Source organism: Blastococcus colisei (assembly GCF_006717095.1).
In the GTDB taxonomy this organism is placed as follows: domain Bacteria; phylum Actinomycetota; class Actinomycetes; order Mycobacteriales; family Geodermatophilaceae; genus Blastococcus_B; species Blastococcus_B colisei.
Genome location: NZ_VFQE01000001.1, coordinates 1,853,760 through 1,878,061 on the forward strand (window position 1 = coordinate 1,853,760; position 24,302 = coordinate 1,878,061).

General features: G+C 71.1%; 25 protein-coding genes. 17 read left to right on the forward strand and 8 right to left on the reverse strand.

All coding sequences use genetic code 11. The annotated features are described in order from the left end of the window. Positions 1–69: 69 nt before the first annotated feature. The 12 genes from FHU33_RS08815 to mftC all read left to right on the forward strand — a co-directional run bounded on the left by FHU33_RS08815 (position 70) and on the right by mftC (position 11,672). Positions 70–912, forward strand: coding sequence for an IclR family transcriptional regulator (locus tag FHU33_RS08815; protein ID WP_170182373.1), 843 nt, complete (start codon positions 70–72; stop codon positions 910–912). A 472-nt stretch (positions 913–1,384) separates the two neighbouring features. Then, entirely contained in the window at positions 1,385–2,428 is a 1,044-nt protein-coding gene (locus FHU33_RS08820) for a substrate-binding domain-containing protein (RefSeq protein WP_142025019.1), read from the forward strand. Positions 2,429–2,459: 31 nt separating this feature from the next. After that, positions 2,460–3,968, forward strand: coding sequence for a sugar ABC transporter ATP-binding protein (locus tag FHU33_RS08825; RefSeq protein WP_211355050.1), 1,509 nt, complete (start codon positions 2,460–2,462; stop codon positions 3,966–3,968). A gap of 122 nt (positions 3,969–4,090) precedes the next feature. Further along, on the forward strand, positions 4,091–5,002 hold the full coding sequence (locus FHU33_RS08830; RefSeq protein WP_170182374.1) for an ABC transporter permease: 912 nt from the start codon (positions 4,091–4,093) through the stop codon (positions 5,000–5,002). Continuing rightward, the gene (locus tag FHU33_RS08835; RefSeq protein ID WP_142025022.1) at positions 4,999–6,021 is read left to right on the forward strand and encodes an ABC transporter permease; all 1,023 of its coding nucleotides are present in this window, start codon (positions 4,999–5,001) and stop codon (positions 6,019–6,021) included. The genes FHU33_RS08830 and FHU33_RS08835 overlap by 4 nt, the downstream gene beginning before the upstream one ends. A 161-nt stretch (positions 6,022–6,182) precedes the next feature. After that, a complete protein-coding gene (locus FHU33_RS08840; protein WP_170182375.1) occupies positions 6,183–6,929 on the forward strand; it encodes an SDR family NAD(P)-dependent oxidoreductase in 747 nt (248 codons plus the stop codon). A 49-nt stretch (positions 6,930–6,978) separates the two neighbouring features. Next, positions 6,979–7,509 carry a type 1 glutamine amidotransferase domain-containing protein gene (locus FHU33_RS08845; protein ID WP_142025025.1) on the forward strand — a complete coding sequence of 177 codons (531 nt, stop codon included), beginning with the start codon at positions 6,979–6,981 and terminating at the stop codon, positions 7,507–7,509. A gap of 9 nt (positions 7,510–7,518) precedes the next feature. Beyond that, a complete protein-coding gene (locus FHU33_RS08850) occupies positions 7,519–8,646 on the forward strand; it encodes a mandelate racemase/muconate lactonizing enzyme family protein (RefSeq protein ID WP_142025026.1) in 1,128 nt (375 codons plus the stop codon). Positions 8,647–8,687: 41 nt separating this feature from the next. Beyond that, positions 8,688–9,935 (forward strand): pre-mycofactocin synthase MftD, encoded by a 1,248-nt coding sequence (gene mftD / locus FHU33_RS08855; RefSeq protein ID WP_246063421.1) that lies wholly within the window; start codon positions 8,688–8,690, stop codon positions 9,933–9,935. Between the two features lie 86 nt (positions 9,936–10,021). Then, the gene (gene mftA, locus FHU33_RS08860) at positions 10,022–10,150 is read left to right on the forward strand and encodes a mycofactocin precursor MftA (RefSeq protein ID WP_246063423.1); all 129 of its coding nucleotides are present in this window, start codon (positions 10,022–10,024) and stop codon (positions 10,148–10,150) included. Beyond that, a complete protein-coding gene (gene mftB, locus FHU33_RS08865) occupies positions 10,135–10,458 on the forward strand; it encodes a mycofactocin biosynthesis chaperone MftB (RefSeq protein WP_170182376.1) in 324 nt (107 codons plus the stop codon). The genes mftA and mftB overlap by 16 nt, the downstream gene beginning before the upstream one ends. Further along, positions 10,455–11,672, forward strand: coding sequence for a mycofactocin radical SAM maturase (gene mftC, locus FHU33_RS08870; RefSeq protein ID WP_142025028.1), 1,218 nt, complete (start codon positions 10,455–10,457; stop codon positions 11,670–11,672). The genes mftB and mftC overlap by 4 nt, the downstream gene beginning before the upstream one ends. Before the next feature lie 15 nt (positions 11,673–11,687). On the opposite strand, the gene FHU33_RS25745 is transcribed toward mftC, so the two are convergent. Further along, positions 11,688–11,906 carry a response regulator transcription factor gene (locus FHU33_RS25745; protein WP_342778679.1) on the reverse strand — a complete coding sequence of 73 codons (219 nt, stop codon included), beginning with the start codon at positions 11,904–11,906 and terminating at the stop codon, positions 11,688–11,690. A 691-nt stretch (positions 11,907–12,597) separates the two neighbouring features. On the opposite strand from FHU33_RS25745, the gene FHU33_RS08880 reads away from it, so the two are divergent. Next, positions 12,598–13,248, forward strand: a complete 651-nt coding sequence (locus tag FHU33_RS08880; RefSeq protein ID WP_142025029.1) for an amphi-Trp domain-containing protein — start codon at positions 12,598–12,600, stop codon at positions 13,246–13,248. Positions 13,249–13,324: 76 nt separating this feature from the next. Here FHU33_RS08880 and FHU33_RS08885 read toward each other — a convergent pair whose 3' ends face one another. The 5 genes from FHU33_RS08885 to FHU33_RS08905 all read right to left on the reverse strand — a co-directional run bounded on the left by FHU33_RS08885 (position 13,325) and on the right by FHU33_RS08905 (position 18,704). Continuing rightward, a complete protein-coding gene (locus tag FHU33_RS08885) occupies positions 13,325–14,248 on the reverse strand; it encodes a tyrosine-type recombinase/integrase (protein ID WP_142025030.1) in 924 nt (307 codons plus the stop codon). 55 nt (positions 14,249–14,303) lie between these two features. After that, the gene (locus FHU33_RS08890; RefSeq protein WP_142025032.1) at positions 14,304–15,371 is read right to left on the reverse strand and encodes a DNA polymerase domain-containing protein; all 1,068 of its coding nucleotides are present in this window, start codon (positions 15,369–15,371) and stop codon (positions 14,304–14,306) included. Positions 15,372–15,407: 36 nt separating this feature from the next. Next, the gene (locus FHU33_RS08895) at positions 15,408–16,979 is read right to left on the reverse strand and encodes an alpha/beta hydrolase (RefSeq protein WP_142025034.1); all 1,572 of its coding nucleotides are present in this window, start codon (positions 16,977–16,979) and stop codon (positions 15,408–15,410) included. 40 nt (positions 16,980–17,019) lie between these two features. Beyond that, the gene (locus tag FHU33_RS08900) at positions 17,020–18,108 is read right to left on the reverse strand and encodes an ATP-dependent DNA ligase (protein ID WP_142025035.1); all 1,089 of its coding nucleotides are present in this window, start codon (positions 18,106–18,108) and stop codon (positions 17,020–17,022) included. A 116-nt stretch (positions 18,109–18,224) separates the two neighbouring features. Continuing rightward, positions 18,225–18,704, reverse strand: a complete 480-nt coding sequence (locus FHU33_RS08905; protein ID WP_142025037.1) for a GNAT family N-acetyltransferase — start codon at positions 18,702–18,704, stop codon at positions 18,225–18,227. Positions 18,705–18,782: 78 nt separating this feature from the next. Between FHU33_RS08905 and FHU33_RS08910 the strand changes: the two genes are divergently transcribed. Both FHU33_RS08910 and FHU33_RS08915 read left to right on the forward strand, forming a co-directional pair. Further along, on the forward strand, positions 18,783–19,349 hold the full coding sequence (locus FHU33_RS08910) for a maltokinase N-terminal cap-like domain-containing protein (RefSeq protein WP_142025038.1): 567 nt from the start codon (positions 18,783–18,785) through the stop codon (positions 19,347–19,349). Between the two features lie 88 nt (positions 19,350–19,437). Next, positions 19,438–19,773: a GYD domain-containing protein gene (locus tag FHU33_RS08915; RefSeq protein ID WP_142025039.1), complete on the forward strand. Its 336-nt coding sequence runs from the start codon at positions 19,438–19,440 to the stop codon at positions 19,771–19,773. Here the strand turns inward: FHU33_RS08915 and FHU33_RS08920 are convergent. Next, positions 19,743–20,480: a dihydrofolate reductase family protein gene (locus FHU33_RS08920; RefSeq protein WP_142025040.1), complete on the reverse strand. Its 738-nt coding sequence runs from the start codon at positions 20,478–20,480 to the stop codon at positions 19,743–19,745. The two genes, FHU33_RS08915 and FHU33_RS08920, sit on opposite strands and share 31 nt — an antisense overlap. A 1-nt stretch (position 20,481) precedes the next feature. Continuing rightward, entirely contained in the window at positions 20,482–22,236 is a 1,755-nt protein-coding gene (treZ, locus tag FHU33_RS08925; RefSeq protein ID WP_142025041.1) for a malto-oligosyltrehalose trehalohydrolase, read from the reverse strand. 182 nt (positions 22,237–22,418) lie between these two features. Here treZ and FHU33_RS08930 point away from each other — a divergent pair, with 182 nt between their 5' ends. Together FHU33_RS08930 and FHU33_RS08935 are read left to right on the forward strand one after the other, a co-directional pair. Continuing rightward, positions 22,419–23,444: an efflux RND transporter periplasmic adaptor subunit gene (locus tag FHU33_RS08930; RefSeq protein ID WP_142025042.1), complete on the forward strand. Its 1,026-nt coding sequence runs from the start codon at positions 22,419–22,421 to the stop codon at positions 23,442–23,444. Positions 23,445–23,518: 74 nt separating this feature from the next. Further along, complete coding sequence (locus tag FHU33_RS08935; protein ID WP_142025043.1) at positions 23,519–24,247, forward strand: ABC transporter ATP-binding protein; 729 nt, start codon at positions 23,519–23,521, stop codon at positions 24,245–24,247. Positions 24,248–24,302: the final 55 nt, after the last annotated feature.

Sequence of the window (24,302 nt, forward strand, 5' to 3'; positions counted from 1 at the left end):
CGCCCGAATGGCGGGAGGGACGGGTACCGTTTCTACGCCAGTCGCGACAGGGGGATCATGGGGAGCGGTATGACGCAGATCGACGATTCGGGTCCACCCAGCGCAATCGACCGCGCGCTGGATCTCCTGACCATCGCCATCACCGCCCGTCGCCCGCTGACGTTGGCGGACCTCGCCGCCGAGGCCGGGATCCCCAAGCCGACCGCTCACCGAATTCTGCGGCTCCTGGTGGCACGCGGGTTGCTCCGTCAGACCGACGACCGGTCCTACTGCCTCGGTCCGAAGATGTTCGCACTGTCGGGGAAGGCGCTCTCCCAGCTGGACTACCCATCCGAGGCGGGAGAAGGACTGCGCTGGCTTCAGGCCAGAACCCCGGACGCCATCCACTTCGCGGCGATGACCGGCGGGGTGCCCGTCTACGTGGCGAAGATCGAAGGCCGCCGGCCCTACCGCATGGCCTCGACCATCGGGACGTCGCTCCCCGTTCACTGCACGTCGATCGGCAAGGCGATTCTCGCGTTCATGACTCCGGACCGGGCCGAGCCCTACCTGCGGTCGTCGCTGGTCCGGCGGACACCGCACACGATCACTTCGGCCCGCACGCTCAAGCAGCAACTCGTGGAGATTCGCGCCCGGGGCTTCGCGATCGACGACGAGGAGAACGAGGAGAACGTCCGCTGTGTCGGAGCCCCGGTGTTCGACGCGCGGGGCGGCGTCATCGGTGGTGTCAGCGTCTCCTCGGCCATCTTCGACCTCAGCCTCGACGAGGCGCTCGAGCTGGGGCCGTCGGTCCTGACCGCCGCGCTGAAGATCTCCACCTCTCTGGGCGCACCTCGTGAGGCCATCGAGAGCCTGGCGGCTCTCGCAGAGCCGATGCGGCAGGACGGCCTGGCCTCCGCCGAGAACGGGTGACCACCCGGCTGCGCTGAGCCGCTCGCGGTCATGGTGGATGTGCCTGCCGGCACGTCCACCGCGTTTCCGGTGTTTCCCGGCCCTATCACGGTGTTGTCGACGAGCTGTCCACAGCTCCCGTGCGGCCCGCCCACGCCTGCCTTCAGGGCGTCCGGCACCGCGGACCCGCCTCCGCGCGCGTGGTTCTGGGGCGCCCCCTAGGCCCCTCGAGCACAAAAGAATCTCGACGCACTGTGGCCCTTGACACATCACTGGGGCTGACGGCACGCTAATCACCGTTCCAGTGAGCGAAAAGCAATTCCACTCGTGAACACGTCCGGCGCTCGAAGACGAGGCCCGTGCCTGCAGTCCTGAGAACCGGCAGGACCCGCGTTCGGCATCACCCCTGCAGTTCAGCGCTCACGCCAGCCCGGTGAGGGATGGCCTTCAGCTCGTCCACCGTGCGGCGAGCCCTCAACCCCAGGAGAGACGGATGAACCGAGCAACACGAATGAAGGCGATCGGCGCGGTCGGCGCCGGCCTGCTGTCCCTCGTCGTCGGCTGTGGCCGCGGGGAGGACGCTCAGGCCACCGGTGAGGGCTCCGGCGACGGGAACTGCACAGTTGCCTTCTCGCAGGAGTCGCTGGCCTTCGAGTGGATGGTCGAGAACTCGCGTGACATGCAGGCCGCGGTCGAGGGCGCCGGCTGCGAGTTCATCCAGGCGGATGCCGAAGGAGACCCGGCCAAGCAGCTGCAGGACGTGCGAGACCTCCTGTCGCGCCAGCCCGACCTCCTCGTCGTGCGGCCGGTGACCTTCGAGCCGCTGGCCCCGGTCCCCGGGCTGGCCGAGGAGGCCGGTGTGCCGCTGATCGTGGTGGACCGCGCCCTGCCCGGCACGCCGGGGGAGGGCCAGTACAAGGCCTTTCTGACCATCGACTTCGTCGAGACCGGTCGGCTGGTGGCCGAAAGCGTGGTTCGCGGCATGACCGAACTGAACGGCTCGGCGACCGGCCGCATCGTGCACATCACCGGCACGTCGGGCGCGTCCCCCGTCCTGGACGAGCAGGAGGGCATCGACGAGGTGCTCGCGGAGAACGCGGGCATCGAGGAGGTCGCCCAGTGCGACGGCAACTACTCCCGCGAGCCGGGGCGACAGTGCATGGAGGACCTCCTCCAGCGCTTCGGCGCCGGTGAGATCGACGGCGTGATCGCGGACAACGATGAGATGGCCCTGGGCGCGATCGCGGCGATCAAGGCCGCCGGCCGTGACGAGCTCCTCGGCTGGATCTGGGGCAAGGACGCCCAGCGCAGCGGCCTCGAGGCGATCCTCGCCGGCGAAATGCGGATGACGATCTCGACGCCGCCTCAGTTCGGTGAGCTGACGATGGAGACCTGGCAGCAGGTGCAGGACGACACCCTCACCGAGACGACCCAGCTCCTGCCCAAGACTGTCTACGAGGCCGACTCCGACCAGGGGAGGCAGGCAATCGAGGAGCGCATCGCCGAGCTGACCGAACTCGGCATCGACTGCTGCTGATACGCACGGACTAGCAAGGAGTGCTGTCGACGTGACTGACGACGTCCTGGTCCGGATGACCGGAATCACCAAGAGCTATCCCGGTGTCGCTGCCCTGCGTGGGGTCGACTTCGACCTACGCGCCGGAGAGGTCCACTGCCTCATCGGCGAGAACGGCGCCGGCAAGTCCACGCTCATCCGGATGCTCACCGGCGCCGAGCATCCGGACCAGGGCGTCATCACGATCGACGGTCAGGAGTACGCCGGCCTCCGGCCGGCCCTGGCGCACCGGCTGGGGGTGTCGGCCATCTACCAGGAGACCGACCTCGTTCCGCAGCTGACCGTGGCCGAGAACGTCTTTCTCGGCCACGAACCCCGCACTCGCTCCGGCGCCCTCGACCGGGCCGGCATGCGGCGGGAGACCCGGCGCGTCCTCGACGAGCTGGGGGTGACTCTGCCCCTCGATGCACCGGTCAGCGAACTGACCGCGGCCAACGCACAGCTGGTGCAAATCGCGAAGGCCCTGTCGCGGAAGACCCGGGTGCTCATCATGGACGAGCCCGGAGCTGTGCTGAGCAGCCACGAGCTCGAGGCCCTGTTCGAGATCGTGGGGGGCCTGCGTTCCCGGGGAATGGGGATCGTGTACATCTCGCACCGGCTCGAGGAGCTCATCCGCATCGGCGACCGGGTCACGGTGATGCGCGACGGCCAATGGGTCCAGACCCGCATGGTCAACGACACCTCGGTGCCGGACATCATCCGCGCGATGGTCGGCCGGGAGCTGAGCGACCAGTACACGAAGACGGCGGTCGTGGGCGACGATGTCGTTCTGTCCGTGCGCGCCCTCACGCGGCGCGGCCACTTCGAAGACGTCAGTTTCGACCTCCGGCGCGGCGAGGTGCTCGGGCTGGCCGGGCTGGTCGGCGCCGGTCGTAGCGAGCTGCTCAACTGCATCTTCGGGGCGGTGCCCGCCGACAGCGGGGCCGTGATTCTGAACGGATCACCCCTGCGGGCCAAGACTCCACGGCAGGCCATCGACGCCGGGATCGGCCTGGTGCCCGAGGACCGGCGGGGCGCTGGGCTGATCCTGTCCCGTTCAGTTCAGGAGAACCTCACCCTGCCCTCCCTGGGGCGGCTGTCCCGCGGCATGGTCGTGCGTGCCAGGGAGGTCGCGGCGGTGTGCCGTCGCTACGTGGAGGACCTGCGCATCAGGACGCCCTCCGCCGCGCAGCCCGTTCGGTTCCTGAGCGGCGGGAACCAGCAGAAGGTCGTGCTTGGGAAGTGGTTGGCCTGCGGTACGTCGGTCCTGTTGCTCGACGAGCCCACGGCCGGGGTCGACGTGGGTGCAAAGAGCGAGATCTATGCGCTGATGGACCGGCTGGCCGCCGAGGGGATCTCGATCCTCATGGCGTCCTCCGAGCTGCCCGAGGTGCTCGGGATGAGTGATCGGGTGCTGGTCATGGCCGAGGGGCGGGTGACCTGCGAATTGTCCAGAGAAGAAGCCACCCAAGAGGTAATCATGAGCCACGCAGTGCCCAGGTCGGCGGCGATCGCGTCATGACGAACAAGATACTTGCCAGGGTTGAACCTGACGCCGGCACGGGGCCGCAGACGACGGGCACGGGACCGCGGGTCGGTCACCGCCGGTCAGCGCGCTTCCTGTCCGGCCTGTCCGGGCGAGCGGTGGAGATCCTGTTTCTCGCGATGGTGCTCACGGGCTTCATCGTCAGCCCGAACTTCCTGACCTCGTTCAACCTGCAAGGGCTGCTGAGCCAGGCCGCGGTGCTGGGAGTTCTGGCGATCGGCCAGTACGTGGTCATCGTCGCCGGCGGTTTCGACCTCTCGGTGGGCGCCGTGGCGGCGGTGAGCTCCATAGTCGTCGCCTCCACCCTTGACGGCATGGGCCTGCTCGGCGTCCTCGTGGCGCTCGGAAGCGGCGCGGCACTGGGTCTGCTCAGCGGGTTCGCGGTCACCGTCGGCCGGATCCCGCCCATCGTCGCGACGCTCGGTGTCATGGGAATCGCCCAGGGGGTGGCCTTCACGATCTCCAACCGGGGCATCGTGATCACCGACCCCACCTTCATGAAGCTCAACAGCACCTCTTTTGGATTCGTGCCGCTCCTGTTCGTCATCTGGGCAGTGCTCGTCGCGGTAGTTTTCGCGTTCCTGAAGCTGACCGGGACGGGGCTGCACTTCTTCGCCGTCGGCGGCAATGCCGACAGCGCCCGGCTGGCCGGCGTCTCGGTCGCCCGGGTGCAAATGACGGCCTTCGCCCTGTCCGGGCTGCTGGCCGGAGCGGCGGGTGTCCTCTTCGCCGCACGCGCCAGCAGCGGCCTACCCGGGCTCGGCGTCGGCTGGGAGCTGGACACCATCGCCGCCGTCGTCATCGGCGGGGTCAGCCTGTACGGCGGCTCCGGCAACTTGATCAAGGCCATGATCGGCGTCCTCACCTACCTCATGATCACGAACGTCATGAACCTCGGGGACGTCGACTCGTACCTGCAGAGCGTCCTGAAGGGCCTGCTGATCCTGGCGGCCGTGGCCGTCCCGGCCGTGCTCCGGCGCCGCAACCACCTGGTGGGGAGGACTTCGTGACCGTCTCGAAGAGCGTGGCGCGGCCGGCCGCCGATGAGGCGTCGCAGCCGGGCCGGGGGAACGCGAACCGTCGGCGGCTGCCCGGCGGCGCGATGGTGTGGGTGCTCGTGGCGCTCATCCTGGCGGCCATCGTGCTCAGCAAGGGTGTCTTTGTGCGGCCGAGCAACCTGACGACCGTGCTGTACCAGATCTCCGTCGTGGGTGTTCTGGCCATGGCCCAGGCGTTCGCAGTGATCAGCAAGGGGCTCGACCTCTCCCTCGGGGCGACCGCGATTCTCGCCGCGCTGGTCATCGGCGACAGCAGCTCGGCCGATCCGCAGTTCCTGCCGCACCTGCCGTTGCCGTTGGCCATCGTCGCCGGTCTGGTGGTCGGCCTGGTGGTCGGCGTGGTGAACGGCGTGATTGCCGGCCGAACCCCGGTTCCGCCGTTCATCATCACGCTCTCGACATACCTGGTGATCGTCGGCGTGACCTTCATGATCACGCAGGGGGCCCCGGTGACTCAGCCGGACCAGCTCTTGAAGGATCTCGGGGACGCGAGGGTCTGGATCCTGCCGGTGCCCGTGCTCCTGTGGTTCGCGCTGATCGTGGTCGGCCACCTTGTGCTCAGCCGTACCAAGCAAGGAGCGATGCTGTACTCCGTGGGCGGCAACGAGACCGCTGCTCGGCTGTCGGGTGTCCCGGTGGCGCGGATCAAGATGTTCGTCTACGGGGCGGCCGGGGTCTTCGCCGCTGCGGCGGGCCTGCTCTTCCTCGCCCGTACGGGAAGCGTGAGCCCGTCCGCCGGGAGCGAGTTCATGCTGATGTCGCTCGCCGCGGTGGTCGTCGGCGGGATCCCGCTCAGCGGTGGCCAGGGCAAGATCAAGGACGTCGTGCTAGGCGTGCTGATCCTCGGCATCGCCGGCAACTTGATGAACCTCATGCTGATCTCGCCCTACCTGCAGATGGCGGTCCAGGGCGCGATCATCCTGCTCGCCGTCGGCGCCAACCAGCGCCTCGCCCACGGGCGCGGCCAGTAGCCCCGCCGCCATATCCCTGCCCAGCCTCCGCCGGGCAGGGATATGGCGGTGCTCCCTCTCCTGCCGCCGGCCGACGGCAGGGCATCCGTCCCACGATCGGGACGACTCCCATGAACACCGGAAGGCGGACAATCGTGCGACTGGAAGGACGAACGGCGCTCGTGACGGGCGCCGCCCAGGGCATTGGCGCGCACATCGCCGAGGGCCTGGCCCGCGAAGGTGCACGGGTCGCCGTGACCGACATCCAGCCGACGGATCCTGTCGTCGAGTCGATTCGCGCGAACGGCGGTACCGCCGTCGGAATCCACCTCGACGTCACGTCGGAGGTCGGTGTCGCCGACGCCTTCGCCCGGGTCGAGGAGCTGTGGGGCCCGGTCGACATCCTGGTGAACAACGCCGCACTGGGCACTCCGGTCGCGCTGGTGCGCGACCTCGAGCTCGACGCCTGGGAGCGCACCCTCAAGGTCAACCTGACCGGCACGATGCTCTGCACCCGCGCGGCACTGCGGCAGATGACCGGCCGCCCGGGGAGCACGGTCATCAACATCGCCTCGAACGTGGCCAAGCGCGGCCTGCCGCACCGCTCGGCCTACGTCGCAAGCAAGTGGGCGGTGCTCGGGCTGACGCAGACCCTTGCCCTGGAGACGGCCCTGGACGGTATCCGGGTGAACACCGTCTGTCCCGGGCCGGTCGAAACCCCGCACCTCGACGAGGTGATGCGCGGTCACGCCGAGGCCGAGGGGACGACGGTGGAGGGCATCGCCGAGCAGTGGCGGACGTCGGCGCCCATTGGGCGCTTCATCGACGCCCGCGAGGTCGTCGATGTCTGCCTCTTCCTCGCCTCCGACGCGTCCTCGGCACTCACGGGCGAGGCGATCAACGTCAGCGGCGGCCTCGTCATGAGCTGACCGCGAAGTCATGCACCCCGGAATGCAGAACTGAACGGAAGGGCAGGACATGAGCCTGGAAGGCAAGACCATCGCACTGCTGATCGAGGACGACTACCAGATCCTCGAGGCGTGGTATCCCGCGCTGCGGTTGCAGGCCGCCGGAGCAACGGTGCGCGTGGTCGGCAGCGGGACCAAGGGGTGCTACGCGAGCAAGGAGGGCTACCCGATGGCGGCCGACTGCGCGGCGGCCGACGTCCGGGCGGAGGATTTCGACGCCGTCGTCGTCCCGGGCGGCTTCGCCCCGGACAACATGCGGCTGCACCCCGAGATGGTCGACCTGGTGCGCGGCGTGCACGACGCCGGCCGGCTGACCGCGGCGATCTGCCACGGTGGCTGGATGCTCGTCTCGGCGGGTGCGCTCAAGGGGCGCCGTGCGACTGGCTACCTGCCGATCCGCGACGACGTCGTCAACGCGGGCGGCACCTGGGTCGACGAGGCGGTGGTCGAGGACGGCAACGTCATCACGTCCCGAACGCCGGCCGACCTGCCGCAGTTCGCCGAGGCGCTCGTCGCCTACCTCTCGCGCGCCGACGGCTGAGCGGTCGTCGTGGAGATCACACGTGTGGAGGCGATCCCGCTCGCCAGCCCGCTCGCCGAGCCGCTGCGCTGGGGGGCCATGGTTGTCGGGGTCAAGGGCGGCATCGTCGTCCGAGTCGAGACGGACGAGGGCGTCGTCGGGCTCGGGGAGGCGGGGTTCTCCGCCGAGTACTTCCCGACGGTGGGGCCGATCATCAACGACCAGCTGGCGCCGATGCTCGTAGGCCGGGACCCGCGGGACATCTCCTCGCTGTGGCGGCAGATGCTCGATGCCACCCATATGTGGGGCCGGCGCGGGATCGAGACCTACGCGCTCAGCGGCGTGGACATAGCGCTGTGGGACCTGCTCGGAAAGGTCAGCGGGCAACCCGTGTACCGCCTGCTCGGAGCGGCGAAGTCGGCCGTGCGCGCCTACTTCGCGCCCTCGCTGAAGCCGACGCCGGAGATCGTCGAGGAGTGCGAGCGGGCGGTCGCCGACGGGTTCACCGCGATGAAGCTGCGGGCGTACCCGACGCTGCGCGAGACGGTCGATCTGGTCGCGAGCGTTCGAGTGGCCATCGGCGACGACGCCGAGATCATGCTCGACGGCAACATGTCGTTCGACCGGCGGACCGCTCTCGTGTTGGCCCGCGAGCTCGAGCAGTTAGGCGTCTCCTGGCTGGAGGAGCCGATCCTGTCGCACAGCCTCACGCAATACGTCGACGACCACTCCTGGCTCGCCGACCGCGTCTCGCTGCGCCTGGCTGGCGGGGAATCGCTGCTGACTCGGTTCGAGTACATAGACCTTCTGTCGCGCCGGACGTTCGACGTCCTCCAGCCCGACTGCACCAGCGTCGGCGGGATCTCCGAGGCCAAGCGGATCGCCGACATGGCCAGCGCCTGGAACATCGAGTGCGTCCCGCACATCGCCTGCTCGTCGGGCACCGGGATATCGCTCGCGGCTGGGCTGCACATGATCCTCGCCTGCACGAATGCTCCGCTGATCGAGTTCGACGCCTATGGCGGCCCGGGCTGGGACGGCATGCTCGTCGAGCCGCACACGGTGAAGGACGGGTACGTGAGCGCCGACGAGCGTCCGGGCCTCGGAGTGGAGCTCGCCGGAGACGCGCTGGAGAGGTTCTCCCTGGCCCGCCAGTGAGAAGAAGGTCCGCGGCCGGCACGGCCGCGTGCACGGAAACGATGCCGCGCGCTCGCGCGGTGGCCCCCGAGGACAAGGGAACGGGCATGTCGAAGGCGTGGTTCGAGACGGTGGCCGAGGCGCAGCGGCGTGCGAAGCGGCGGCTGCCCGAGGGTGTGTACGGGGCCCTCGTGGCGGGGTCGGAGAAGGGGCTGACGGTCGCCGACAACCTGTCGGCTTTCGATGAGCTCGGCTTCGCGCCGCACACGGCGGGGCTGTCCAACGAACGGCGGTTGGCTACCAACGTGCTGGGTCAGGACGTGTCAATGCCGGTCATGATCAGCCCGACCGGCGTGCAGGCGGTGCACCCGGACGGCGAGGTGGCGGTGGCGCGGGCCGCAGCCGCCCGCGGCATCGCGATAGGACTCTCGTCGTTCGCATCCAAGCCGATCGAGGACGTCGTCGCCGCCAACCCGAAGACCGTCTTCCAGGTCTACTGGGTCGGCTCCAAGGACGAAATGGCCGGCCGGATCGACCGCGCGAAGCGGGCCGGGGCGGTCGGGCTGATCGCCACCCTGGACTGGTCGTTCGCTTACGGCCGCGACTGGGGGAGCCCGTTCATCCCAGAGAAGGTCAACTTCGAGGCGGGCCGCCGCTACGCCGCGCAGGTGGCGCTCAGGCCGCGTTGGCTGTGGGACTTCGCCAAGACCCGGACGTTGCCGGACCTCCGCGTGCCCAACATGGTGGCGAACCCCGGTGACCCGTCGCCGACGTTCTTCGGTGCCTACGGCGCCTGGATGCAGACCCCGATGCCGTCGTGGGACGACGTCGCTTGGCTGCGCAAGCAGTGGGACGGCCCGTTCATGCTCAAGGGCGTCATGCGCGTGGACGACGCCAAGCGGGCGATCGACGCCGGCGTCACCGCGATCTCGGTGTCCAACCACGGCGGCAACAACCTCGACGGCACTCCGGCCTCGATCCGCGCGCTGCCAGCAATCGCCGATGCCGTCGGTGATCAGGTCGAGGTGCTGCTCGACGGGGGGATCCGCCGCGGCTCCGACGTCGCCAAGGCTCTGGCGCTGGGCGCCAAGGCCGTGATGATCGGCCGCGCCTACCTGTGGGGGCTTGCTGCCAACGGGCAGGCGGGCGTGGAGAACGTCCTCGACCTGCTCCGCGAAGGACTGGGCTCGGCGCTGGTCGGCCTCGGCCACAGATCCGTCGACGACCTGCGCCGCAGCGACGTCGTGATCCCGCCCGATTTCCTGCGCAACCTGGGGGTTCAGGGGCCCGACGCACCCGTTCCGGCCTGACCCACAGAGCTGCGGTCGCTCGTCCTCTTGGTGGGCGCCCGAGCCTTGCACCATCCACACAGAAGAACAGAAGAGAGGAAGGGTCCATGTCAACCCACATCCCGAGCGTGCCCAGCGAGGACGCCGTCGCGGACGAGACGCTCGGCGCCGAACTCCTGGTCGAGGAGTCGCTGGTCGAGGAGGTCTCGATCGACGGCATGTGCGGCGTCTACTGAACGCCGCCGTTCCCGTGGCGACCACCGTGGTCGCATTCGACCCCTCGGTGCCGTGGCGGCGGGCCCGCTCGGTGGCGCTGCGGCCGGAGCCGTTCGGCGCGCTGGTCTACCACTTCGGCAACCGGAAGCTGTCCTTCCTGAAGTCGAAGACCCTCGTCACCGTCGTCGAGGCGCTGGGTGACCACCCGAGCGCCGCCGCGGCCCTCACTGCCTGCGGCGTCCCCGAGGCGCAGCGGCCCGCCTACGTGAAGGCGCTGGCCGACCTCGCCCGTTCCCAGATGATCGAGCTCCGGGAGGACCTCGCATGACCGCCGTGTTGCCCCAGCGTCCGGTCGGGGGTCGGCTGATCGACCAGTTCGAGTACGGCCTCGACGCCCCGATCTGCCTGACCTGGGAGCTCACGTACGCCTGCAACCTGGCCTGCGTGCACTGCCTGTCGTCCTCGGGACGGCGCGACCCGCGGGAGCTGTCGACCGCCGAGGCCGAGGCGGTCATCGACGAGCTGCAGCGGATGCAGGTCTTCTACGTCAACGTCGGTGGCGGTGAGCCGACCGTCCGGCCGGACTTCTGGCACCTGCTCGACTACGCGATCGGCCACGACGTGGGGGTCAAGTTCTCCACCAACGGCATCAAGCTGGACAGGACGCGGGCGGCCCAGTTGGCCTCTACCGACTACGTCGACGTCCAGATCTCCCTGGACGGCGCCACGGCGGAGGTGAACGACCGGGTCCGCGGTGCCGGCTCGTTCGCCACCGCCACCCGGGCGCTGGAGAACCTGGCCGAGGCCGGGATGAAGGACTTCAAGGTCTCCGTCGTCGTCACCCGCGAGAACGCCGGGCAGCTCGACGCGTTCAAGGCGCTCACCGACTCCTTCGGCGCCCAGCTGCGGATCACCCGGCTGCGCCCGTCCGGCCGCGGGGCCGACGTCTGGGACGAGCTGCACCCGACCCAGGCCCAGCAGCGCGAGCTCTACGAGTGGCTGCTGGCCAACGGCGACAACGTGCTCACCGGTGACTCGTTCTTCCACCTGTCGGCGTTCGGCGAGGCCCTGCCCGGGCTCAACCTGTGCGGCGCCGGGCGCGTGGTCTGCCTGATCGACCCGGTCGGCGACGTCTACGCCTGCCCGTTCGCCATCCACGAGAACTTCCTCGCCGGCAACGTCCGCGACGAGGGCGGCTTCCAGAAGGTGTGGCAGCACAGCGAGCTGTTCGCCGACCTGCGCAGCCCGCAGACCGGCGGCGCCTGCACGAAGTGCGCCCACTTCGACGCCTGCCGTGGCGGCTGCATGGCGGCCAAGTTCTTCACCGGCCTGCCGCTCGACGGGCCCGACCCCGAGTGCGTCCAGGGCTACGGCGAGACCGCGCTGGCCGCCCGCGACCTCCAGCTGAGCACGCCGAGGAGCCACATCGACCACTCGCACACGGGCCCGGTCCGCGGCCAGCCCACCCTCCTGGGCATGCCGGCCCTCCCGCCCGCGAAGCTCTGCGACGAGTCACCCGTAGTTGACGTCCGTTTGAGATGACTGCGACCGTCCGGGTCAGTCACCGGCCCGTCGAGATCCGTGACGCTGAGGACCGGATGCCCGCCCGCGCAAGGGGGCCGGAACGTATAGACCTTCCCGCTCTGCGCGGACGGCCGCGAGTGTCCTCGTCGGTGCCCCGAGCTTGAGGAGGACGTGTTCCAGGTGGGCGGCCACTGTCCGTGGGGCGACGACGAGTGTGCGTGCGATCTGGTGGTTGGAGGCACCCTCGACCAGGAGGCCCCAACACCTCCAGTTCCCGCGGGGTCAGCCCGTGCAGATCCGGCGTCGGTGACAGGAGGGTCACGGCGGTCAGCCCCGGCGGCAGGTCCTCGGGCGCCGCCAGGACGGTGACGCGCACATATCCGCCGGGGGCGTGCGAGCCGCCCACCGGCCAGAGGAAGGACGAGTACACGGTCCCATCGCCGATCCGTTCACGTGCGGCGGCCAGGACGGGGAAGCCGGGGACCAGGAGCCGATCCGCCTGCAGGCCGGGCAGGGCCTGGCAGTCGCCGTCCGCGTGGAGCACCACGCCGGCCGTGGCCCCCCGGACCAGGCATGCGGCAGCGAGCAGCAAGCGCATCGGGTCGATGCCGTGCGCGAGCACCGGCCCGAACTGCCCGAGCTGACGGCGCGTCGCCGGCGACGGTGGCTGCGGGCTGCCGGACAGCAGTGCGAGGAAGCGTGACTACTGACCGGCCAATCGCCCGATTGATGGTTCGTCGGTATTCAGCTCCGTCACGACATCCTCGCTTTGAACCTCCGAGGCGCGGTGGCCCCTCCCTCCGCGCCATCGGGAAGTCTGGAATCGCTCTGGCATCCGGTTCCGGGAGCGCCAGATCCTGAGCTCCCGGCCAGGCGGGGTGATGTACTCCGGAACAGCTCAGCCGTCGCACCGCGCGGCGCGCTCGAATGAACGGAGAACGCCGTGTCCGATGTGAAGGTCCAGCAGAAGCAGTCGCTGAGCCGGCAGGAGGCCGCCCGCCTCATCGCGGCGTTGGCCGAGGGGCTGCGGGAGGACGGCAAGGTCGCCGTGCAGCTGGGAAACAGCACACTGGAGCTGTCGGTGACCGACCAAGTCGACTGGGAGCTCGAGGTGGAGGTCGACGGCGACGAGATCGAGCTGGAAATGGAGCTGAAGTGGTCGACGTCCGGTCGCGCGTCGGCCGAAGCTGCGGAAGACGAGTCGAAGGAAGACCAGTCGGTGAAATACCAGTCCGAGGAGGACGAGTCCGAAGAGGTCCAGCCTGAACTGGTGTCCGAAGGGGACGTCGCAGAGGAGGCCGAGACCGACCGGGAGGCGATGGCGGAGGATGAAGCCGAGGGCGGTGAATCCGCGGTGGACGCCGCCGAATCTGGCGAGCCCAAGCCCGAGGCGGTCTCGGCGGCTGACCGGGACCGAACCCCACGGGCGCGCCGCGGTCGTCGCAGCGCCTCTGCAGGGGCCGGCCGGTCGGCTTCGAACGGCATCGATACCGCCGCTGTGCGCGCGTGGGCCGCGGCCAACGGCCTTGCGGTCTCGCCGCGGGGCCGCATCAAGGACGAGGTGCTCGAGGCCTACCGCGCCGCGGGCAACTGACCGACCACGTGGGCGGACGGCTGTTGGCGGTTCCTAGTGCACGCCGGCGGAGCCGTCCGTCCTCGTCTTCACCGGATCACAGCCGATCTCCGAGACGGAGGCGGCGGTGTGCGTCGTGCGCGCGCTCGACTGCCGTGGAGGCGGCGTACCGGGACAGCATGTCGTCGCTGCGCCAGCCGGCCAGCATCATCAGGTCGCGTTCCTGCCCACCCCCCGCGAGCCAGCGGTGGGCGAAGGTGTGCCGGAAGCGGTGCGGGTGGACGTCGGTGACTCCGGCCTGCGCGGCGCGGGTGTGCAGCACGTCCCGGGCGCCGTCGGGGGTCATCGGGCCCCGCTGGCCCAGCAGCAGCCGGGAGGATCGCGCGTAGGGATGCAGGGCGCGAACCCGCAGGTAGCGGTCGACGGTCTGGGCGGTCTTGGCCCCGAACGGCACCACGCGGGGACGGGAGCCCTTGCCGGTGACGTAGGCGAGTTCCCGGTCGAGGTCGACGTCGGTCAGGTCGAGTCCGCACAGCTCCGACACCCGGACGCCGGTGTCTAGCAGCAGCCGGAGGACGACCTCGTCGCGACGACCGAGGAAGACGGTGCGGTCGAAGGCGCCGGGCCGCCCGCGGGGGACCGCGCAGGTCTTGAGCAGGGCGGCGATCTCCTCGTCGGACAGGATCGGGACCGGCTTTTCGGGTGAGGTCGCGATTTCGATGCCGTCGGTGGGGGCTTTCTCCAGTTCTCCTTCAGTGACCAGCCAGCGGCAGAACCGGCGCATCCCGCGCAGCCGTGTGCCGACGGTCGAGGGCTCCGCGGTCTCGGCCAGTTCGGCCAGCCAGGCGCTGATCGCGTGCCGGGTCAGCTCGTCGAGCACGGGCTCGCGGCTGCGGTCGACCAGCCACCGGGAGAAGTACCGGACGCTCTGGCTGTACAGCTCGATCGTCCGCGGCGCCTTCGCGGCGGCCCGCAGGTGCCGCCGGAAGGACGCCAGCAGGTCCTCGAGCCGGATCACCACGGACGAAGGTTATCGGGCGAGTGAGCGCTGTGCTAGATCTCTCAAGCTGCCCGGATCAAGTATTTTCGCTGGTAGGGCGCCTGGCCCGGCTGGGCTGCACCCGCATCGGCTCGCCCGGCATCTTCGGGTAATCGGGGGGATAGGGCAGGTCTCCCATCCCGTCGTCCTTCGCCTGCCGCTCGAAGAGCTCCAGCAGCGGCTCGATGCCGAACGCGGAGCCGGCGAGGCCGGCGTGCTTGTCGCCGACCTTGCGGAAGCGGTCGGGCATGGTGAGGACGTCGAAGTCGAACGGTGAGACGTCGGGCAGCTCGTCCCAGTCGACCGGCGCGGACACGGGGGCGTGCGGCTTGGGCCGGATGGAGTACGCGGAGGCGATCGTGCGGTCCCGGGCCATCTGGTTGTAGTCGATGAAGATCTTCTCGCCGCGCTCCTCCTTCCACCACGACATCGTCACGCGGTCGGGGAGGCGCCGCTCCAGCTCGCGGCCGAACGCGATCACCGCGTGGCGGACCTCGGTGAAGGTCCACCGCGGCTGGATGGGCACGTAGATGTGCACCCCGCGCCCGCCGGAGGTCTTCGGCCAGCCCTCCATGCCGAACTCGGCGAGCAGTTCGCGCACGTGCGGGGCCACCTGGACGGCGTCGGAGAAGTCGGTGCCCGGCTGCGGGTCGAGGTCGATGCGGATCTGGTTGGGCGACTCGACGTCCGTCTTGTCCACCGGCCAGGGGTGGAAGGTCAGCGTGCCGAGGTTGGCGCACCACGCGACGACGGCCACCGAGTCGGGCGCGATCTCGTCCGCCGTCCGCCCGCTGGGGAAGGTGATGTGCGCCGTCGGCACCCACGGCGGGGCGTTCTTCGGCACCCGCTTCTGGTAGAAGGCGTCGCCGGTGTTGTCCACCCGGGTGGAGATCCGGGCGCCCTCGAACACCCCGCCCGGCCAGCGCTCCAGCGTCGTCGGCCGGTCCTTCAGCGCGAACAGGATGCCGTCGCCGACGGCGACGAAGTACTCGACGACGTCGATCTTCCGGATGCCCTTGTCGCCGAAGTACGGCTTCTCCGGGTTGGAGACCCGCACCTCGTGCCCGGCGACGTCGAGGACGACGGCGTCCTTGCTGCTGGCCATCGACTGCTCTCCCTCACCGTGGACCAGCGCAGAGTGTCACGCAGGGCAGGTGAGTCCGTCCATCGGCACGACGAGGTCGATGAGGTAGGCGTTGACCGCCGCGGTCACGCAGTCGGTCTTGGGATAGGCGGTGTGGCCCTGCCCCTGCCAGGTCAGCAGGGCGGCGGACTCGAGGTCCTCGGCGAGGTCGACCGCGCCCGGGAGCGGGGTCACCGGGTCGCCGGAGGTGCCGATCACCAGGATCGGCGCGCTGCCGTCGGCGTCCCGCTCCGGCAGCGGCGTGCGCTCGGCATCCCACAGCGAGCAGGTGTAGAGCCCGATCGCCGAGCCGGCGCCGAACAGCGGGTACTGCGCGTTCCACTCCGCGGCGAGCTCGCGGATCTCGCTCTCCTCGAACTGCTCCTCCCGGTCGGCGCAGTTGATCGCGATGTTGGCGTCGAAGAGGTTGGAGTAGGTGCCGTCCTCCAGGCGCCCGGAGTAGCTGTCGGCGAGGGAGAACAGGCCCTTCGAGTCGCCGGCCTGCGCGGCGGCGAGTGCCTGGGCGAGCTGCGGCCAGGACTCGGTGCCGGTGAGGCCGGCCCGGATCGCCGTCAGCACCACACCCGGTGTGGCCTGCCGGGTCTCCCCGGGCTCGCTGCTGGGGATCGGCGCGGCCGCGGCCTGGGTCAGCACCTGCTCGACGAACTGCCGGGGCTCCGCGCCGAGCGGGCAGCCGGCCAGCAGCCCCACGCAGTTCGCGGCGAAGGCGTCGAAGCCGGCCTCCAGGCCGGCTGCCCGCTCCTCGGCGTTCGCGCGCAGGTCGGTGTCGGGGTCGACGGCGGCGTCGAGCACCATGGCGCGGACGTTCTCGGGGAACAGTTCGGCGTACGTCGAGCCGAGGGTGGTGCCGTACGAGTAGCCCAGGTAGGTCAGCTGCTCGTCGCCGAGCGCCTCGCGCAGCCGGTCCAGGTCCCGGGCGCTGTCGACGGTGTTGAACGTGCCCAGGGCGTCGCCGTACTCCTCGGCGCATCCGTCGGCGATCTTCTGGGCGAAGGCGAACGCGGCGTCGAGGTCCTCGTCGCTCACCGGGCGCGGCTCTGCGGCGACCATCTCGTCGTGGCGCTCGTCGGGGATGCACTCGACGGGGGTGGAGAGACCCACGCCCCGCGGGTCGAAGCCGACGATGTCGAAGCGGGCGAGGATCTCCTCGGGCAGCGTGAGCGCGAGGCCGATGGCGGCGTCGGCGCCGGAGGCGCCCGGCCCGCCGGGGTTGACCATGAGTGAGCCGATGCGGTCGGTCTGGGTGCCGCTGACGACGCGGACCCCGAACAGCGGCAGCGTCGCGCCCTGCGGCTCGTCGTAGCTGATCGGCACCTCGGTCCGGCCGCAGTCGAACGAGAGGTCCCGGTCGCTGCCCGACCGGCCGGCCACGATCGTCTGGATCTGCTCGTTGCAGTCGGTCCACTCGATGGGCGCGGCCTCGGGCTCCGGAGCGGCCGAGGTGGTCGCCGCGGCCTCTTCCCCGGCCGAGCCCCCGACCGAGTCGGAGAACGACGTGCAGCCGGCCAGGACCAGGCTCACAGCGAGCAGGGTCGACGGGACGGCCAGCCGGCCGCGGTGCAGATGCATGATCACGAGCCTAGGAGGCCAACCTGGCAGCTGCAGGCGATCACTCCCGATCGGGCGGCGCGCCACCGGTCAGGACCTCGCCCAGGTCGTAGCGGACGGGCACCTCCAACTGGTCGTACGTGCAGCTCAGCGGGTCCCGGTCGGGACGCCAGCGCAGGAACTGGCCGGTGTGACGAAGACGACGGCCTTCGAGCTGGTCGTACTTGATCTCGACGACCAGTTCCGGGCGCAGCGGCACCCAGGAGAGGTCCTTCTTCGCGTTCCACCGGCTGACCGCGCCGGGCATGCGGTTCTCGCCGTCCTGGTGCACCTGGGCGTTGGCCCAGTCCTGCCACGGGTGCCCGTCCAGTGCCTCCGCCCGGTACGGGGCCAGCTCCTCGACCAGCTCGGCGCGGCGGGCCATCGGGAAGGACGCCGCGACGCCGATGTGCTGCAGCTGCCCGTCGTCGTAGAGGCCGAGGAGCAGCGATCCGACGATCGGCCCGCTCTTGTGCCAGCGGAACCCCGCGACCACGCAGTCCGCCGTCCGGACGTGCTTGATCTTGTTCATCAGCCGCTGGTCGGGTCCGTAGGGGAGATCCGCGGCCTTGGCGACGACGCCGTCGAGACCCGCGCCCTCGAACGTCTCGAACCAACGCTCCGCGGTGGCGGCGTCACGGGTGACGCTGGTCAGGTAGACCGGCGGCCGGACGCGGCCGAGGGCGGTCTCGAGCCGGGCCCGCCGCTCGGCGAAGGGCGTCTCGAGCAGCGACTCGTCGCCGAGGGCGAGCAGGTCGAAGGCGACGAACGACGCGGGCGTCTGCTCGGCCAGGAGGTTGATGCGGGACTCGGCCGGGTGGATGCGCTGGAGCAGGTCCTCGAAGTGCAGCCGGTCGCCGCGGGGCACGACGATCTCGCCGTCGACGACGCACTTCTCCGGAAGGTTGGCCTTCGCCGCGGCGACCACCTCGGGAAAGTACCGGGTCAGCGGGCGCTCGTTCCGGCTGCCCAGCTCGACCTCGTCGCCGTCGCGGAAGACGACGCAGCGGAACCCGTCCCACTTCGGCTCGTAGAAGAAGTCGCCGGTAGGAAGCGTGGTGGCGGCCTTGGCCAGCATCGGCTTCACCGGCGGCATCACGGGCAGGTCCATGCGCGTCATCCAAGCAGCCGTCGAGCTGGACCGGCCATGATCGCGGACCTCACCTTCGCCGTCGCCGACCACGTGTTCTGCGGTGAGGTCGACGACCACACCGCGAGGACGGCGGTTCAGCTCTCGGACAGCGGCCGGCTCATCTGCTGAGCGGTGATGCTGAAACCCATCCGCTCGTACAGCGCGATGGCGCCGGTGTTGTCCCCGAAGACATTGAGCTGGAGGTGGCGGGCTCCGCGCTCGCGCACCGCGTCCGCAGCCTCCTCGACCAACCGTCGGCCGAGCCCGCGCCGGCGCTCGGACGGCGCCACCCACAGGTGGTAGATCCATGCCGCGTCCGGCCGGTCGGGGCCGCGCATCGCCACCCACACCCCACCGGTCAGATTCCCCTCGCGACGGGCGGCGAGGAACAGGTGGCCCGGTGTCCCCGCGCCGTCGGGGAGCAGCGCTGCGGTGTCCCCCGCGGCCTTCGCGGCTGCTTCCTCTGCGGACAGGCCACGATGGCGGGTGAGGGATTCGGCGAAGATCCGCCGGGAGTCGGCGAGCAACTGCTCGGCCTCGGCCGGCGTGGCCGGCCGGATGTCGACGTCGGTCATGGTGGCGACGCTAGGGGCAGGGCGGACGCCGAGGCATCCCGAGGCGCCGTGACCGGCACGGCGTGCGAGGGTGCCGGCATGGCCACGATCCACCGGACGACGATGGCGCCGACCAAGCTGGAACTGATCGGGAACTGGCTGCCGCGACAGCCCTGGTACCGGGACAGGGGCGCGCCGCCGGAGCTGTCCCGGGCCGGAGGGTTCCGCCTGGACGACCCGGCCGGTGAGGTCGGGATCGAGCTGTTGCTGGTCACCGACGGCAGCGGGGCCGGGGCGACGACCTACTTCGTCCCGCTGACCTATCGCGGTGCGGCGCTGGACGAGGCGGCGGGCGGACTCCTCGGCACCTCGGAGCACGGCGCCCTCGGAACCCGGTGGATCTACGACGCGGAGCACGATCCGGTGGCGACGGCGCAGCTGCTCGCGTTCGTGGCCGGCGCGGTCGAGGCGCAGCACCAGAGCGAGAGCGACACCCTCGACCCCACGGTCGGCCGCTCGTGGGCCGGCGATGGAGGGCCGCGCGCCGTCGAGCTCGTCCGGGTACCGGAACCGGGGGTTCTCGGCACCGGCCGTGGGGTGGTCGAGGTGGACTGGACGCGTCCGGACGGGAGCGCCGTCCGCGGCGTCGTCGCCGTCGTCCGGTAGCCCCGCCGGCGTCGTGCCGAGGGCTCTCGACGCCACCCGGCCGGACCCCTAGCGTCGAGCGCTGCGGAGACGACCGGGAGGCACGACGATGCCCATGTACCTGACGAGGTTCAGCTACACCCCCGAGACCTGGGCGATGCTGATCGCCCAGCCCGAGGACCGCCGGAGGGCGGCGGCCGCCTACATCGAGTCGGTGGGCGGAAAGCTGCACGGGTTCTGGTACGCCTTCGGTTCCCACGACGGGGTCAACCTGTGGGAGGCGCCGGACAACGTCTCGATGGCCGCCGTGGCACTGGCCATCGGCGGCGGCGGTGCCCTCAGCTCGATCGAGACGACCGTGCTGCTGACGGTCGAGGAGACCCTGGAGGCGCTGGGTCGAGCCCAGGACGTCGGCTACCGGGCTCCGGGGGCGGCGACGGCGTAGCGGGTGAACATCACACCGTCCTCCTCCAGCACCTGACGGAGCTCGAGGCGGGCCGGATCCCGCAGGGCGCCGTCGAGCAGCCGGGTCTCACCGCCCACCAGGGCGGGCGCGATCGACAGGTCGAGCTCGTCGACCACTCCGGCGCTCAGCGCCGTCCGCAGCAGGGCCGGCCCGCCCTCGCAGAGCACCTGCTCGAGGCCACGTTCGGCCAGCACGTCGAGGGCGAGCGGCAGGTCGACGTCGTCGTCGCCGCAGACCAGCACCGACACGCCGGCCGCCGCGAGCGCCGCGCGGCGATCGGCATCGGCCGCCTCGCAGGTGACGCAGATCGTGGGGGAGAGCGCGCCGGCGAGCCGGTCGCCCGGGTCGAGCGACGCCCGGCGGGAGACGACGACGATCGGCGCGGTGGCCGGCCGGCCGAGCTCGGTGCGCAGCCGGCCGACGGCGGAGCCCGCGGTGAGGGGCCGGTAGCCCTCGGCCGACGACGTCCCGTGGCCGACCAGGACGGCGTCGGCCAGGGCCCGGAGCAGGCGGAAGATGCGCTTGTCGCCGGGGGAGCCGAGGCCCTCGCTGCGCCCGTCCACGGTGACCGCGCCGTCGAGGGAGGCCACGAAGTTGACCCGCAGCGAGCGCCCCGGAGGCAACCGGTAGGCCTCGATCAGCCCGTCGTCGTCCAGGTTCCCCGGATCGGGGAGGAGCCGGCGCACGTCAGCGGGTGCTGAGCACGGCCGCGCTCTCGGCGGGCAGGGTGACCGTGTCGCCGTCCACCGTGGGCAGTTCGTCGGTGCTGAAGAGGACGTCGGCCACCGGGCGGTCGAGGTCGATCTCCCGCGGCTCCCGGGCGAGGTTCACCACCACCCGCAGCGAGCCCCGGTGCACGACCAGCCAGCGGTCGGCGTCGTCCCAGGTGACCTGCACGGCGGTGAGGTCGGGGTCGACCAGGTCGGGGTGCGCGCGACGCAGGGCCAGCAGCGACCGGTGGACGGCGAGCAGGCGCTCGTGCGGCTCCCGCGTCAGCTCCGACCAGTCGAGCGTGGACCGGGTGAAGGTCTCCGGATCCTGCGGGTCGGGCACGACGTCGGCGTCCCAGCCGTGCTCGGCGAACTCGCCGATGCGCCCCTCGGCCGTGGCCCTGCCCAGCTCGGGCTCGGGGTGGCTGGTGAAGAACTGCCACGGCGTGGTCGCGCCCCACTCCTCGCCCATGAACAGCATCGGCGTGAACGGGCTGGTGAGCACCAGCGTCGCGCCGACGGCGAGGAGCCCGGGGGAGAGGGTGGCCGAGATCCGGTCGCCGACGGCGCGGTTGCCGATCTGGTCGTGGTCCTGGAGGTAACCGAGGAACTTCCAGCCGGGCAGCGTGGCGGTGTCGACCGGGCGGCCGTGGTGCCGGCGCCGGAAGCTCGACCAGGCGCCGTCGTGGAAGAAGGCGCCGGTGAGCACCTTCGCCAGCCCGCCGAGACCCGCCTCGGCGAAGTCGGAGTAGTAGCCCTGCCCCTCGCCGGTCAGCACCGCGTGCAGCGAGTGGTGGAAGTCGTCGCTCCACTGCGCGGTCAGGCCGATGCCTCCGGCCACGCGCGGGGTGACCATGCGCGGGTCGTTGAGGTCGCTCTCGGCGATCAGCGTCAGCGGCCGGCCGACGGCGACCGACAGCTTGTCCACCTCCTGGGCCATCTCCTCCAGCACGTGGGTGGCGCGCTCGTCGACCAGCGCGTGGACGGCGTCCAGCCGCAGCCCGTCGACGTGCATGTCGCGCAGCCACATCAGCGCGTTGTCGATGACGTAGCGGCGCACCTCGTCGGAGTCGGGGCCGCTCAGGTTGATCGAGTTGCCCCAGGTGTTCGCGCTGCCCGAGGCGTTGATGGGGAAGAACTCGGGCAGGTAGTTCCCCGACGGGCCGAGGTGGTTGTAGACGACGTCCTGGATCACGCCGAGGCCCTGGGAGTGGCAGGCGTCGACGAACCGCTGGTAGGCCCCGGGGCCGCCGTACTCCTCCTGCACCGCGTACCAGAGGACGCCGTCGTAGCCCCAGTTGTGCGTGCCGTTGAACCCGTTGACCGGCAGCAGTTCGACGAAGTCGACCCCGAGGCGCACCAGGTGGCCCAGCCGGCCGATCGCCGCGTCGAGGGTGCCCTCCGGGGTGAAGGTGCCGACGTGCATCTCGTAGACGACGCCACCGGCCAGCGGCCGGCCGGTCCAGGCGTCGTCGCCCCACTCGTGGGCGCTCGGGTCGAAGCGGCGGGAGAGGCCGTGCACGCCCCCGGGCTGGCGGCGCGACCGCGGGTCCGGACGCGGCGTGTCGTTGTCGTCGATCAGGTAGCCGTAGTCGGCCTCCGGCGATGCCTCCACCTGCGCCCGCCACCAGCCGCCGTCGTCCCGACGCATGTCGTGCACGGCGCCGTCGACCTGGACCCGCATCCGCTCGGGCAGGGGCGCCCAGACGGCGAACTCGACGGGAGCGGACATGCGGGGGCCTCCAGGGGAAGGGCGGTGTTGGGGACGGCGGACGGATCATGCCCGTCAGGCGGCTGGTCAATCCCAGGTCGTACCGGCGCGTCCGTCCGCGGGGTGACGACAGCCGGCAGCCCGGACCACTACGTTTCCCGCCTACCGGTACCGATCGGTACCCGAGCGCGCAGGGAGCGTGCATGTCCGTCGTTCGCACCGTCGTCTTCCCGGCACTCCGGCTGCTGGTCTGGGCCGTGATCGCCGTCGCGCTCGCCGTCCTCGCCTTCCGTGGGGGCACCGAAGACCCGGGCCCGGGCGGTCCGGGTGCGCCCACGCTGGAACTGGGCTCCCCGACCGTCCCGGTCAGCCGGGGCACCGTCACCAACACCGTCTCGGTCACCGGCACCGTGGTGGCCGACGACGCCGTCCCGGTGAAGGCCACGGCCGCAGGCACCGTCCGCCGCGTACTGGTCTCGAAGGGCGCCACCGTCACGGCCGGCCAGGCGCTGCTCGAGATCCGGTTCGAGGAGGAGCTCGACCCCGTCGTGGGCACCGACGCCGAGGGCAACCCGACGTCGACCCCGCGGCCCCCGCGGGTGCGCACGGCGACGGTTCCCGCTCCGGCGGCCGGCACGTTGAGCACCCTCGACGTCCTCGTCGACCAGGTCGTGGCCGTCGGCGACGAGGTGGGGGCCATCTCCCCGGGGACGCTCTCGGTGACCGCGACCCTCACGCAGGCCGAGCAGTTCCGGCTGCTGGCCCCGCCCGCCACCGCGGAGGTCGAGGTGCAGGGCGGCCCGGCGCCGTTCACCTGCACGGGCCTCACGCTGGGCGCGCCGGTGGCCGACGACGCGCCGGACGCACCGTCGCCGCCGCCGACGGGCGGCACCGGCGGTGGCGGAGGGACGACGGCGCGATGCGCGGTCCCCGCCGGCGTCACCGTCTTCGCCGGCATGGGGGCGACCGTCCGCGTGCAGGCCGGCACCGCGGAGAACGTGCTCGTCGTCCCGATCACCGCCGTCCAGGGGACGGTGCAGACCGGCAACGTCTGGGTGCTCGGCGACGACGGGACCGAGGAGCAGCGGCCGGTCACCCTCGGCCTCACCGACGGCGACCAGATCGAGGTGCGGGAAGGCCTGGCCGAGGGCGAGCAGGTCCTGCAGTTCGTGCCGGTGCCCGACGACACCCCGGTCGAGGACCCGATGATGGGCGGGCCGTACGGATGAGCGAGCTCGTGAGCTCATCCGAAGGGCACAGCAGCCGGGCGAATGCGGCCGACGAGCGCCAGCGAGGCGGCGGCATGAGCTTGTTGCAGCTGCGGGGGATCAGCCGGGAGGTCCTCCTCCCGGACGAGAGCGTCCTGCCGATCCTGACCGGTGTCGACCTGGACGTCGCCCCCGGCGAGCACGTCGCCATCGTCGGCCGGTCCGGGTCGGGGAAGTCCACGCTGCTCAACCTCCTCGGTCTGCTCGACACCCCGACGAACGGCAGCTACCTGCTGGACGGCGAGCCGACCGACCGGCTGTCGGCCCGCCGCCGGTCGCGGCTCCGGGGGGAGGTGTTCGGCTTCGTCTTCCAGCAGTTCAACCTGCTGCCGCGCCGCACGGCGGCCGAGAACGTCGCCGCGCCCCTCCTCTACGCCCGGGGGCGGGACTACCTGCGCCGTCGGCGCACGGCACGGGAGATGCTCGACCGGGTGGGGTTGGGTGCCCGCGCTGACCAGGTGCCCGAGCGGCTCTCCGGTGGTGAGCAGCAGCGGGTGGCGATCGCCCGCGCGCTGGTCCGGTCGCCGCGCGTCGTCCTGGCCGACGAACCCACCGGAGCCCTCGACGTCGAGACCGGGGCGCAGGTCATGGCCCTGCTGGCGCAGGCGACCGCGGAGAACGGCGCCGCGCTGGTCACCATCACCCACGACCTGTCGGTCGCGGCGCTGGCCGGCCGGCGCTTCCGGCTCGACCACGGCCGGCTGTCGCCCCTGGTCGAGGCCGGCGCGCTCGGGGCCGCGACGTCGGACCGGGGGACTGCGTGACCGAGCTCGCGAAGTCACCGATGAGCAGAGCACCCAACGGCACGAGGCCGACGAG